The organism is Mesorhizobium sp. WSM4306 (assembly GCF_007003975.1).
Taxonomy (GTDB): domain Bacteria; phylum Pseudomonadota; class Alphaproteobacteria; order Rhizobiales; family Rhizobiaceae; genus Mesorhizobium.
Window position 1 is genome coordinate 224,900 of record NZ_VFTC01000002.1, and the last position, 13,047, is coordinate 237,946.

Genomic DNA, 13,047 nt, shown 5'->3' on the forward strand with positions numbered 1-13,047 from the left:
ATGGTGTACTGTGACGAGACGTCGGGACCGAGGATCAGCAGATATGGACAAGGAGGGCTTGGCCGAGATCTCAGCTCGATATGTTCACTTCGCCGATACAGAAGCTCGCGGCCGCTCGCCGCTCTACGAAGCGTTGGCTCGTGCGGTCGCTGAGGACTGGGAGACGCTCGACTTCCTGTCGACCCTCCCGGACCTAAAGCGGCAACCGAACCTTCTGCTTGCCGCGGTGCGTCACCTGTTCGGCACTCCGACAGGGTGGGCCGAATTTCGCCAGGCGCTCCTGGCGCATCTGCACGCTGTCCGCTCTCTCATGCTGGAGCGCTCGACCCAGACCAATGAGCCGGGAAGGTGCGCCACGCTGCTCCCCGTCCTATCGCGTTTGCCGCAGCCGCTGGCTCTCATCGAGGTCGGGACCTCCGCAGGGCTCTGCCTCATGCCCGACCTCTATGGCTATGACTACGGACGCAAGGCGATCCGCGCACCCACGATGGCCTCGGAGCCACCTGTTTTCCGATGCTTGGCCAGCGAGACGACGCCATTGCCGGCGGCCTTGCCGCAAGTCGTTTGGCGAGCGGGATTGGACCTGAACCCGATCGATGCTTCGGACGATACGCAAGTCGCATGGCTTGAGACACTCGTCTGGCCGGAACAGACAGCACGGCTCGCCAATCTGCGGGCGGCGCTAAAGATTGCCGCCACAGTCAAACCTCGAGTGGTGAAGGGCGACCTGCGCGGGAGCGACCTCGTGCAACTCTGCAGCGAAGCGCCAAAGGACGCTACGCTCGTCATCTTTCACACAGCCGTCCTCGACTATGTCTCCGACCCTGGCGACAGAGAAGCTTTCGCCGAGCAGGCGATGCGTCTCGCTCCTTATTGGGTATCGAACGAGTTCCCACGCGTATTCCCGTCCATCGCCACACGCGCCGGTACAAGCCGGCCACCAGGCCGCTTTCTCCTATCTGCGAACGGCTCCCCTGTAGCTTGGACCGATCCGCATGGCGCCTCGCTCGAGTGGATCACGGACGAGGCGTAGGCGGCTGATCGGGACCGGCTGCTACAAGCGGCCGGCAGCTGATGGTCACGTTCTTGCCGACAACGCCTTCGACAGCATAGCAATCAAAAGACCGAATGTTTCGTGCTCATCTGTGCGTCGTTGAATCGAGAACTGGCACAGACCAGAAGCGTGCTCGCAAACCTCAGATCATCGTATGATGGTTACTATTGTAGCAACTTGCATGGGATTGGCTCTCCGGCAGGCATGGCGGCTCCTGGATTCCAAGGAGCGGATACAGGTATGTCGGTGGACGAGAGGAGTGATAGCGATCGTAGTGCATCGCTGAAGTCCTACGACGATCTTCAGAGAGCAGGCGCGAACATAGATCCCACCTTTCAGCAGGTAATCAACTTTCGATTCGTAAAACGGGTGGATTCATACAACGCGGTCGGGGACGGGCCGCATCTCGATGCGGCCGTGCAAAGGTTAACTAGCAAGCGAGGCCAATATCCAAAGAATGCTGGCATATGCTCTGGCGATATTGTTGACGAGGTGATTCAGGAGAGGAATGCTAAGTTCGACGAGGTCGAGCTCTTGCGGGTAAAGGCCATATCCTATTATTCCTTCCTAGTGGCGTCATCCGCCGCATATGGTGCGGCGAACAGATTTTTGAGCGATCTTGGTAGTCCGGATGTGGCCGCCCTCATCAAATAGGGCCTTTCGTTTCCTGCTTTTGACGGCGAGCGCGCTTCTGCAAATTGGTTCGGTCCAACAGATCTGGCTGGGTAAGGGTGGCAAGCTAACCATCGGAATGCAGGAGAGCTGGATGATCCACGGCACGGACCACTGATTTATCGCCCCAACGGCATGGTCTGTCATACCCGCCGCTCGGCAGCGTGCGGTTTGCGAGCGGATCGCGGAACCGCTTTCGCTAGCGGATCGCTCGCCATTGTCCATCCTCAACGATCCGCGGCGGCAAATCATTGCGTTGGCGGAAGCACAGCTTGCTGAGGGACGATCGAACCAACGGATCGCCAGCCAACGAGCAGGCTCTTCTGGAGCAGAGGGCAAAGCTCGTCTGGATGGAGATCACAATCCCTAGATGACCGACAGGATGTTGGCCCGGTGCGAAAAACGACTCTGTGAGGGCATTTGTGGCAGCCCGACAGACGGGAACGGCTCAATTCGAGCGTCTGTCGACGTAGGTGTAGACGCCGGCGCCTATGGCGACCGCACCGACCGTGATCACGATCGATGGTGCGCCCATCAAACTGGCGAGGACCGCCCAGACAAGGGCGATGACGATAGCGCCGAGTGTTCCCAGGATCAGTCTCGGCAATGTCTCCCCTCCACGTGCGGACCGTCCGTGGATTGGACATCAACCACCGGTCACGCGCAGCATGAAAGCACAGTATAGCCCGTGAGGTGAAGGGCCGGGCGGGAATAGGCTGGCGCGAGAAACGGCGGCCCGGGCCACTACGGCGCAGGCGTTCAATCACAAAATGACCGGACCGGACCCTAACGTCTCAGCGCGTGGACCTGCGCCATGCCTTCGCCGCCCATTGGCAGCGCCATGTCGTCGTCGAGCAGGCGGGTGATACGGGCAAAACCGGTGAAGGCCTTCCTTGCCTCCTCAGCCGACATCCGGCCCGCCAGGGCCGCGGAGCAGCAATTCAGGGCACATTGATACACAGGCCCACGCCGACCCGACGGCCATTTCTGCAGAAAGACCATCGCTTCGGCAACGCTATCGACTTCCTCGACGGGGTGTCCCTGCCCGCGCGCAATGCGCACCGGCGTAAAGAAATGCAAGCGGTCCATTTTTTGTTCTCTCCCTGGTCGGCCGCAGTGCGAACCAACCCTATAAAATTCGCGAACAGCGAGTTGGTTCCCGCTTCTTGCAAAAAAATTTGCGCGGGTTGGCTTGGATTGTTGGCGGCCGGATTTTATCCGGAACGTTACGCCCGCTGACGCATTTCGCTCCCGTGTTCGCCTTTGAGGGACAGTCCAAATCATGCGCATAGCCCACGTCGCCCCCCTGCACGAATCCGTGCCGCCCAGGCTCTATGGCGGCACCGAGCGGATCGTTTCCTATCTCACCGAAGGTCTGGTCGAACTCGGCCATGAGGTGACCTTGTTCGCCAGCGGCGACAGCCACACATCAGCCAGACTGGTTCCGGGTCGCGAACGCGCGCTGCGTCTCGATCCGCGCCCGCTCAAGTCGGACACCGCAGCGCATCTCGCGATGCTGGCGGATGTGAGGAATCGAGCTCAGGACTTTGATATCATTCATTTTCACCTCAGCCATTTCCTGCATTTTTCGTTTTTCGAGAACATGCCGGGCAAGACGGTGACGACGCCGCATGGCCGGCTAGACTATGTCGATCTCGCGCCGGCCTACGAGCGCTTTCCACGCTTTCCCCTGATTTCGATCTCGCGCAGCCAGAGAAGCGGGCTTGCCAAAGCCAATTGGCTGGCCACCATCCATCACGGGCTGCCGACCGATCTCTATCAGCCGACCTTCGAGCCGGCGACGGACGAACCATACCTCGCCTTTCTCGGCCGGTTTTCGCGTGACAAGCGGCCGGACCGCGCCATCGACATCGCCTTGCGCTCGGGCATGAAGCTCAAGCTGGCGGCCAAGATCGGCGATGACGACCGGGCCTATTTCCACGAGACGATCGAGCCGCTGATCGACGGCAACCGTATCGACTATATCGGTGAGATTGCCGAGGACAAGAAGGCTGAATTCCTCGGCAATGCCGCCGGGCTCCTGTTTCCGATCGATTGGCCGGAGCCGTTCGGCCTTGCCGCGATCGAGGCGATGGCGTGCGGTACGCCAACCATCGGCTGGAACTGTGGTGCGTTGCCGGAAGTCATCGACCAGGGCGTCACCGGCTTTATCGTCGATTCGCGAGACGCCGCCGTCGCTGCGGTGCCGGCCTTGCTGCGGCTCGACCGGCGAAAAGTGCGCGCGGTCTTCGAAAAGCGGTTTTCCGCCAACAGGATGGCCCGAGACTATTTCACTGCCTACGCGCGCCTGATCGGCATTCCAGCGGAAGCGAAAGCGTCGTGAGCAACGCCAGACCGTCAATGCCGAAAACAGAGATTTGTGATCGATGACCCAACTTGACGAGCGTAAGCTCGACCCTGCGGTGGCCCTTGCCTCCCTCGACGAAACAGCGCCGCGCGAGCCGCACAGGCTGTTCGCCCTGAAACAAGGCGACTGTTTTGTGGTGGCCGATGCCTATGGCGACATCCGGGGAGCCGGCGACGGCTTCTTTCGCGACGACACGCGTGTGCTGTCGGAGTTCCGGCTGACAGTCGGCGGCCGGCAGACATCGCTCCTCGGCGCCTCGCTCAGCCAGGACAACGTGCTGTTCTCCAGCAATTTGACCAACCTGCCGATGCAAAGCGTCGGCGGCCGCGACATCCCGCAAGGCGCGATCCACATCGAACGCGTCAGATTGCTTTGGCAGGACCGGCTGTTCGAGCGCATCACCCTGTCCAACTACAGCCAGGAGCATTCGGCAATTCGCATCTCGCTGCACTTCGCCGCCGATTTCCGCGACATGTTCGAGGTGCGCGGTTCAACCAGGCCAAAGCGCGGCATGGCGCATGCGGCCGAAATCGACGCGACGTCCGTGCTCTTGCGTTACGACGGACTGGATGGTCTGGCGCGGCAGTCAGCGATCTCGTTTTCGCAGGCGCCGGACCAGCTCAGCGCCGAGCGTGCGGATTTCCTGATCGCGGTGACCAAGCGCAGCAGCAAGGTGTTCTATGTCGAGGTCGGCCCGGAACTGGCCGAGCCGCCCGACCGCGACCGGTTTCGCGCGGCTGCGGCACGCGCCCGCTTCGGCATGCGGGCCAAGCGCCGCCATGGCGCGACGGTGCACAGTTCGGGCCGCGTCTTCAACGACTGGGTCGAACGCGCCCGCGCCGATGTGGCCTTGCTGACCACCGAGCTTTCGACCGGCCCCTACCCTTATGCAGGCATTCCCTGGTTCTCGACCGCATTCGGCCGCGACGGCGTCATCTCTGCGCTGCAAATGCTGTGGCTCAATCCCGGCCTGGCGCGCGGCGTGCTCACCTTCCTCGCCCAGCATCAAGCGACCGAGACATCGCCGTTCAGCGATTCCCAGCCCGGCAAGATCATGCACGAGACCCGCAAGGGCGAAATGGTGGCGCTGCAGGAGCTGCCCTTCGGCCGCTACTATGGCGGTGTCGACACGACGCCGCTCTACATCCATCTCGCCTGCGCTTATGCAGAGCGCACCGGCGACATGGACTTCATCGCCAGCCTGTGGCCGTCGCTTACCGCCGCCGCCGGATGGGTTGAGGAAGCGAGCCGTGCGACCGGCTTCGTCACCTATCAGCGCGCCGCTGAATCCGGCCTCGCCAACCAGGGCTGGAAGGACAGTTTCGACTCTGTGTTCCACGCCGACGGCCGCATTCCCAAAGGTCCGATCGCGCTCGTCGAGGTGCAGGGCTATGTCTTTGCCGCCTTCAGGGGGCTGGCGGCCCTCGCACGTCGACGCGGCGAGTTCGCGCAAGCCGAGCACTGGGAAAACCGCGCCGAAGAGATGCGGATTGCCGTCGAGCGCGATTTCTGGCTCGACGATCTGGGTTTCTATGCGCTCGCCATCGACGGCGCCGGCGAACCCTGCAAGGTGCGCACGTCGAATGCCGGTCACCTGCTCTATGTCGGGCTGCCGGAGCCGGCGCGGGCGCTGATGGTCGCCGACCAGCTGCTATCGGCGTCCTTCCAGTCGGGCTGGGGGGTGAGGACGCTTGCCGACGATGCGGTGCTGTTCAATCCGATGTCATACCACAACGGTTCGATCTGGCCGCACGACACGGCGATCTGCGGCGCCGGTCTGGCGCGGTTTGGCGAGCGCGACAATGTGGTGCGGCTGATGAGCGGCACGTTCGAATCCGCCGTGCATTTCAACATGCGGCTGCCGGAACTGTTCTGCGGCTTTACCCGCTCGGTCGGCGAAGCGCCGATCGCTTATCCCGTCGCCTGCCTGCCACAGGCATGGTCGGCGGGTTCGGCCTTCATGCTGATGCAGGCCTGCCTCGGCCTGGAAATCGATGGCTGGAATGGCGAAATCCACGTCACGCGGCCGCGGCTGCCGATCGGCATCGACACGCTGACGCTCAGGCATCTGGGTGTCGGCGAAAAGAAAGTCGATCTCACCTTCCAGCGCGTCGGCGACCGTGTCGTCGCCTTTCTTGCCGACCGCCATGAAGGGCAGGTTCCGCTGATCGTGCGAAGCTGAGCTGAGTCATTTTCGCGGGAACCGATCGCAGTTTTGTGCGTTGCAAAATGACAGCTGCCGGCGGCCAGCCGCTGGCGAGCGTGTTCAAATTCAACGAAGAAGAATGACCGCCGAAGGCGGAGATTGGCACTTCAATGACAAATTATGGCGTCGAGATGCTCTGGATCGTGATCCTGGCAAGCCTCGGCCTTTCCGCCCTCGCCGTTCTGTTTTCGATATCCCGACGCCGCGACAGCCGCGCACCGGCCGTTGCCCGCGCGGCTGGTGAGGATGTGGCGGCGGAAGCGGCGCGCAAAGTCATGCGCGAGTTCGAAAAGAACGGCCAGTCCGCCGATGCCGCACTGGTGACATGGTCACCAGAAACCTTGCGCAAGATCCTCGCCGACGACCTCCCGGACGCCCAGGTCATCGTCGTCTCCAACCGCGAACCTTACATCCACAACGTCAAGGACGATGGCGTCGAGCTTGTCGTGCCTGCCAGCGGGCTGGTGTCGGCGCTGGAGCCGATCACCCGCGCCTGCGGCGGCACCTGGATCGCCTATGGCGGCGGTAGCGCGGACCGCCTCACCGTCGATGAGAACGACCGGTTGCCGGTGCCGCCGGATCATCCGGCCTATACGCTGCGCCGTGTCTGGCTGAGCGAGGAGGAGTATCAAGGCTACTATCTCGGCTTTGCCAATGAAGGCCTTTGGCCGCTCTGCCACATCGCCTTCACCCGTCCTATCTTCCGTGCCTCGGACTGGGAGGCCTATGAGGCCGTCAACCGCAAATTCGCCGATACGGTAGTGGCCGAAGCGCGCAACGAGCGGCCGATCGTGCTGGTCCAGGATTACCATTTCGCGCTTCTGCCACGCATGATCCGCGAGCGCCTGCCGGAGGCGATCGTCATCACCTTCTGGCATATCCCCTGGCCAAATTCCGAAGTCTTCAGCATCTGCCCTTGGCGGGAGCGCATCCTGGAGGGGTTGCTCGGCAGTTCGATCATCGGCTTCCACACCCAGTTCCACGCCAACAATTTTACCGAAAGCGTCGATCGCTTCCTGGAAAGCCGTATCGAGCGCGCCGATGCGGCGATCTCTTACGGTGGCCAGACGACGCTGGTGCATGCCTACCCCATCTCCATCGAATGGCCGGCCGAGTTGCTGGCAAAGCTGCCCACAGTCGAGGAATGCCGCACCCGCCTGCGCGACAGGTTCGGCCTCAAGGCCGACGTCAAGCTCTGCATCGGCGTCGAACGACTAGACTACACCAAGGGCATTCTCGACCGCTTTCAGGCTCTGGACGAGTTGTTCACGCGCCATCCCGAATTGATCGGCAGACTGGTCTTCCTGCAGATCGCGGCGCCCAGCCGGGGCACGCTGCCGGCCTATCAGCAATTGCATGACGAATGCATGCGCTATGCCGGCGACCTCAATGAGCGCTACGGCAGCAGCGACGGCTACAAGCCGGTGATCATGGTGGCCGAACATCACTCGCAGGAACAGGTCTACGAGATCTATCGCGCTGCCGACATCTGCATGGTCACCAGCCTGCATGACGGCATGAACCTCGTCGCCAAGGAATTCGTCGCCGCGCGCGACGACGAACAGGGTGTGCTGTTGCTCAGCACATTTGCCGGTGCGTCGCGCGAACTGCTCGAGGCGCTGATCGTCAATCCCTACGATGCGGCGATGATGAGCGATGCGCTGCTGCAGGCGCTGACCATGTCGCCGGACGAACAGCGCGAGCGCATGCGCCCGATGCGCGAAATGGTGCGCGACAACAATGTCTATCGCTGGGCCGGCAGCATGCTGCTGGACGCGGCGCGGCTGCGCAAACGCAGCGACCTCGACCGGGCGACAGGTGTCACCGAGCGGCCTGCAAACACCGACAGCAACATCGTCTCGATTTTCGATCGCATGCGGAGGGTGGCGTCATGAATAGTCTACCGAAGACATTGGCCCTGCCAGCCGCACCCGACTTGCCGGAAGGACAGTGGGCACTTTTCCTCGACATTGACGGCACCTTGCTCGAACACGCCGCACACCCTGACGCGGTGTCCGTCAGCGACGAGTTGCGCAGTCTGCTCGGCGCCATCGAACAGCGGCTGGACGGCGCAGTCGCCTTTATCACCGGCCGCTCGGTGGAAGTCGCCGACCGCCTGTTTCATCCGCTGAAGCTGCGCGTTGCTGGCCTGTATGGGCTGGAACACCGGCTGACGCCTGACGGTCCCATCGTTGTGGCGGATGCTCCCGCCGATATGGCCGCCCTCGCCGACGCCATTGAAGCCGATTTGGATGACGGCTTGGTTCACATCGAGCGCAAGGGTCCGATCCTCGCCATTCACACCCGCGCGGCGCCGCATCTGCTGGCCAGGGCCACCCAGCTTGTCGAGCAGGCATTGGCCGAGCTCCCCAAGGACTACCGCGTCATTCCGGGAAATGCCGGCGTTGAACTGATGCCGCTCGAGGCGGCCAAGGGCGCGGCCGTGCGGCGCTTCATGGCGATCCCGCCCTTTGCCGGAAGACGGCCGGTTTTCCTCGGCGACGATACCGCTGACGAAAACGGTTTCGAAGCGATCAACGAAGCGGGCGGCATCTCGATCCGGGTCAGGCCGCGAGGCCCCACCGCAGCTCAATACCGGCTCGATGATGTCACCCGCGCTATAGCCTGGCTTGCCGCCAATTTCGAAGCGTCAGCGGCGTATGACCGCAAAGCATCCTGATAGCGGTCGCCAGCGAATCGAATCCAGGCCGCACCGGTTGCGACCCGTCTCCGACAAACGCCGATCGATAAGCGCGATTCTCGTTGAATATCTTTAAGGCCAAAGCCGGCAAATGGATTGCTTGCCGGTTCCCTTGCGTCAGGCTTAACCTGCGTGGCACCGCGTGGAGGCGCGTTCGGCTAGCAAGGGGAGGACATCGCAGTGACAATACAAGGCGCATCGCCTGGCCTTTACAATGAGGACCTCGCTCCGGCAAAGGTGCGGAACTGGGGGCCATTCTCGATCTTCAACGTCTGGACGTCGGACGTTCACAGCCTGTGGGGCTACTATCTCGCTGCCAGCCTGTTCCTGTTTTGCGGCGGCTTCGTCAATTTCATCATCGCCATCGGCATCGGCTCACTGATCATCTACGTGCTGATGAACATGGTCGGCTATGCCGGCGTGAAGACCGGCGTGCCCTACCCCGTACTGGCCCGCGCCTCGTTCGGCATCTGGGGCGCCAACATTCCGGCCCTGGTGCGCGCCATCGTCGCCTGCTTCTGGTACGGCGCGCAGACTGCCGCGGCCTCAGGTGCCATCGTGGCGCTTTTGATCCGCTCGCAATGGTTCGCCGATTTCAACGCCAACACGCATTTCCTCGGCCATACCGGCCTGGAAGTTATCTGCTTCGTGGTCATCTGGGCGCTGCAGCTCTTGATCATCCAGAAGGGTATGGAGACGGTGCGCCGCTTCCAGGACTGGGCCGGACCCGCCGTGTGGGTGATGATGCTGATCCTGGCAATCTATCTCTGCGTCAAGGCCGGGACCTTCGCCTTCACCAGCGACATCCCGATGGACGTTCTGCTCGAAAAGACCAAGGACGCCGGCGTGCCGGGCACGCCCGGTTCGTGGACGGCGCTGTTTGCGGTGGCGGCGATCTGGGTCACCTATTTCTCGGCGCTCTATCTCAACTTCTGCGATTTCGCCCGCTACGCACCGGACCAGGCGTCCCTGCGCAAGGGCAACATCTGGGGCCTGCCGGTCAATTTGATCCTGTTCTCGCTGGTTGCCGGCGTCACCACCATTGCCGCCTATGACGTCTATCACGAAGTGTTGCTGCACCCCGACCAGATCTCGGCCAAGTTCGACAGCTGGTTCCTGGCCGCGCTTGCCGCACTGACCTTCGCGGTGGCGACGCTCGGCATCAATGTGGTGGCGAACTTCGTCTCGCCGGCCTTCGACTTCTCCAACGTCTTTCCCCGGCAGATCGACTTCAAGAAGGGCGGCTACATCGCAGCCTTGATTGCGCTGGTCCTCTACCCCTTCGCGCCGTGGGAAGGCAGCGCCGCATCCTTCGTCAACATCATCGGTGCGACGATGGGCCCGATCTTCGGGGTGATGATGGTCGACTACTATCTGATCCGCAAAGGCGAGGTCGACGTCGAGGCGCTCTACCGCGAAGACGGCGAGTTCCGCTTCCAGGGCGGCTGGCACGTCAACGCCTTTATCGCTGCCGGCATCGGCGCCATCTTCTCGTCGATCCTGCCCAACTTCACCAGCTGGCTGCCGGCCTGGTGGGGCGTCTATGGCTGGTTCTTCGGCGTGGCGATTGCCGGCGTCGTCTACTACGTGCTGCGCACCATGGCGCTGGGTGCTGGAGCGAAGACGGCGAAGGCGTGAAATGAGGCAGCAGGGAGTAGTCAGTAGGGAATAGTATCTTCTACTCCCTACTCCCTACTCCCTACCATCTCAGCCAACCTCCGCACCGTGTTCCAGTTGCGCGCGGTGCCGATGCCCATGCGTTTGTGGTTCATCGCTGCAAGCAGCCGCGAGCTTGGCCGCTCGCGCGAAAAGACGACCCAGATGTCACCGTCGACCGAAGCCACCTTCTCATCGTCGGCGGCATAGGCCTGGAGCGCTGCCACGCCATCGGCGGGCGCAGGGATGCGCATCACCCGCACCGCCACCCGATCGCCAGTTTCGGCCGACTCGGCCGGGAATGGATTGCCGGCGGCGAGCTTCAGCCAGTCCTCGGCAGTGCGCATGATGATGACGACATGACGGCCAAAGGTTTTTTCGAAGGCCGTTTCGAGCCGCTGTTCCAGCCTGGCGATATCCGTCGCCCGCGCTTCAAAGACCAGATTACCGGTCGCCACCAGTGTGCGAGGATTCTTCAGCCCGAGGCCTTCGGCCATCGCCTTGAGGTCGGACATGACAACCCGGCGACCTTCGCCGAGGATGATGCTGTAGAGCAGCGCGACATAGGTTTGCATCAGCTGCTAAACCCGCAGGCAGTTAGACCAGCCGCGACTGGTCCACGGCGGCCGAGATGAAGCTGGCGAACAGCGGATGCGGCTCGAGCGGCCGGCTCTTCAGTTCCGGGTGATACTGGACGCCGATGAACCAGGGATGGTCGGGGTATTCGACCGTTTCCGGCAGCACGCCGTCGGGCGACATGCCGGCAAACACCAGGCCACAATCTTCCAGCCGCTCCTTGTAGTCGACATTGACCTCGTAGCGGTGGCGGTGGCGCTCGGAAATCTGGGTATCACCGTAAATCTCGGCGATCTTCGAGCCCTTGGTGAGCTCGGCCTGATAGGCGCCGAGCCGCATGGTGCCGCCGAGATCGCCGGTCTCGCGGCGCTTTTCCAGCATGTTGCCTTTCAGCCATTCGGTCATCAGGCCGACGACCGGCTCGTCGGTCGGGCCGAATTCGGTCGACGAGGCGTGCTCGACGCCGGCCAGCGACCGCGCCGCCTCGATGCAGGCCATCTGCATGCCGAAGCAGATGCCGAAATACGGTACCTTGCGCTCACGGGCGAATTTGGCCGCCAGGATCTTGCCTTCCGAGCCGCGCTCGCCGAAGCCGCCGGGAACCAGGATGCCATGCACCTTTTCCAGCCACGGCGTCGGATCTTCCTTCTCGAAAATCTCGCTTTCGATCCAGTCGAGCTTGACCTTGACGCGGTTGGCCATGCCGCCATGCGATAGCGCCTCGATCAGCGATTTGTAGGCGTCCTTGAGGCCGGTATATTTGCCGACGACGGCAATGGTGACCTCGCCTTCCGGATTGTGGATGCGGTTGGACACCGCCTGCCAGGGCTCCATGCGCGGCTTGGGCGCCGGGTCGATGCCGAAGGCGGCCAGCACTTCCGAATCAAGCCCTTCCTTGTGATAGGCCATCGGCACGTCGTAGATGTGCGGCACGTCGAGCGCCTGGATGACGGCGCTTTCCCTGACATTGCAGAACAGCGACAACTTTCTGCGCTCTTCTTTGGGAATGGCACGGTCGGCGCGGACCAGCAGGATGTCGGGCGCAATGCCGATGCCGCGCAGTTCCTTGACCGAATGCTGGGTCGGCTTGGTTTTCAGTTCGCCGGCCGTCGGGATGTAGGGCATCAAGGTCAGGTGGACATAGACGGCGTTGTTGCGCGGCAGGTCGTTGCCGAGCTGGCGGATCGCTTCCAGGAACGGCATCGCCTCGATGTCGCCGACGGTGCCGCCGATCTCGCACAGCACGAAATCATAGTCGTCATTGCCATCGAGGACGAAATGCTTGATCTCGTCGGTGACGTGCGGAATGACCTGCACAGTCGCGCCGAGATAGTCGCCGCGCCGCTCGCGCTCGATGATGTTCTTGTAGATGCGGCCGGTGGTGATGTTGTCCTGCTGGTTGGCCGAGCGGCCGGTGAAGCGCTCATAGTGGCCAAGATCGAGATCGGTCTCGGCGCCGTCATCGGTGACGAAGACCTCGCCATGCTGGTAAGGCGACATCGTGCCGGGATCTACATTGAGATAGGGATCGAGCTTTTTGATGCGTGCGCGATAGCCTCGCGCCTGCAAGAGAGCCCCAAGGGCCGCTGCGGCAATGCCTTTTCCAAGTGAGGAAACCACGCCGCCTGTGATGAATACATATCGCGCCATGGGAGTCATCGCTTAACGCGGCCGAATTGATTCCGCCAGAGAAAAAACCGCCGCTGAGGCTTTTTCCAGAGAAGGCGCGATAGTCCCGAGGTTCGAGACTGTAGTTCTTGGTCAAAACAAAAGGGCCGGCAGAAGCCGGCCCTTTCGGCAGAATTGGAAGAACG

At 62.2% G+C, this 13,047-nt stretch carries 11 protein-coding genes; 7 read left to right on the top strand and 4 right to left on the bottom strand.

Going from position 1 to position 13,047, the window contains the following annotated elements; genetic code table 11:
• Positions 1-43: 43 nt before the first annotated feature.
• Together FJV77_RS04805 and FJV77_RS04810 are read left to right on the top strand one after the other, a co-directional pair.
• Positions 44-1,033, top strand: a complete 990-nt coding sequence (locus FJV77_RS04805; protein WP_142865713.1) for a DUF2332 domain-containing protein — start codon at positions 44-46, stop codon at positions 1,031-1,033.
• Positions 1,034-1,294: 261 nt separating this feature from the next.
• Positions 1,295-1,708, top strand: a complete 414-nt coding sequence (locus FJV77_RS04810; RefSeq protein WP_142865714.1) for a hypothetical protein — start codon at positions 1,295-1,297, stop codon at positions 1,706-1,708.
• A 466-nt stretch (positions 1,709-2,174) separates the two neighbouring features.
• Here the strand turns inward: FJV77_RS04810 and FJV77_RS32205 are convergent, their stop codons facing one another.
• Together FJV77_RS32205 and FJV77_RS04815 are read right to left on the bottom strand one after the other, a co-directional pair.
• Positions 2,175-2,333 (bottom strand): hypothetical protein, encoded by a 159-nt coding sequence (locus tag FJV77_RS32205; protein WP_162712116.1) that lies wholly within the window; start codon positions 2,331-2,333, stop codon positions 2,175-2,177.
• A 179-nt stretch (positions 2,334-2,512) separates the two neighbouring features.
• A complete protein-coding gene (locus FJV77_RS04815) occupies positions 2,513-2,815 on the bottom strand; it encodes a DUF982 domain-containing protein (RefSeq protein ID WP_142865715.1) in 303 nt (100 codons plus the stop codon).
• Between the two features lie 193 nt (positions 2,816-3,008).
• Between FJV77_RS04815 and FJV77_RS04820 the strand changes: the two genes are divergently transcribed.
• From FJV77_RS04820 to FJV77_RS04840, 5 genes are all read left to right on the top strand, one after another.
• Entirely contained in the window at positions 3,009-4,070 is a 1,062-nt protein-coding gene (locus tag FJV77_RS04820) for a glycosyltransferase family 4 protein (protein ID WP_142865716.1), read from the top strand.
• 43 nt (positions 4,071-4,113) lie between these two features.
• Complete coding sequence (locus tag FJV77_RS04825) at positions 4,114-6,276, top strand: amylo-alpha-1,6-glucosidase (protein ID WP_142865717.1); 2,163 nt, start codon at positions 4,114-4,116, stop codon at positions 6,274-6,276.
• A gap of 134 nt (positions 6,277-6,410) precedes the next feature.
• The gene (locus FJV77_RS04830; RefSeq protein WP_142865718.1) at positions 6,411-8,195 is read left to right on the top strand and encodes a trehalose-6-phosphate synthase; all 1,785 of its coding nucleotides are present in this window, start codon (positions 6,411-6,413) and stop codon (positions 8,193-8,195) included.
• The gene (gene otsB, locus FJV77_RS04835) at positions 8,192-8,980 is read left to right on the top strand and encodes a trehalose-phosphatase (protein WP_142865719.1); all 789 of its coding nucleotides are present in this window, start codon (positions 8,192-8,194) and stop codon (positions 8,978-8,980) included. The genes FJV77_RS04830 and otsB overlap by 4 nt, the downstream gene beginning before the upstream one ends.
• A 201-nt stretch (positions 8,981-9,181) precedes the next feature.
• The gene (locus FJV77_RS04840; RefSeq protein WP_142865720.1) at positions 9,182-10,639 is read left to right on the top strand and encodes an NCS1 family nucleobase:cation symporter-1; all 1,458 of its coding nucleotides are present in this window, start codon (positions 9,182-9,184) and stop codon (positions 10,637-10,639) included.
• A gap of 47 nt (positions 10,640-10,686) precedes the next feature.
• Here the strand turns inward: FJV77_RS04840 and FJV77_RS04845 are convergent, their stop codons facing one another.
• Positions 10,687-11,232 carry a DUF1697 domain-containing protein gene (locus FJV77_RS04845; protein WP_142865721.1) on the bottom strand — a complete coding sequence of 182 codons (546 nt, stop codon included), beginning with the start codon at positions 11,230-11,232 and terminating at the stop codon, positions 10,687-10,689.
• 22 nt (positions 11,233-11,254) lie between these two features.
• Complete coding sequence (locus FJV77_RS04850; RefSeq protein WP_112561656.1) at positions 11,255-12,892, bottom strand: CTP synthase; 1,638 nt, start codon at positions 12,890-12,892, stop codon at positions 11,255-11,257.
• Positions 12,893-13,047: the final 155 nt, after the last annotated feature.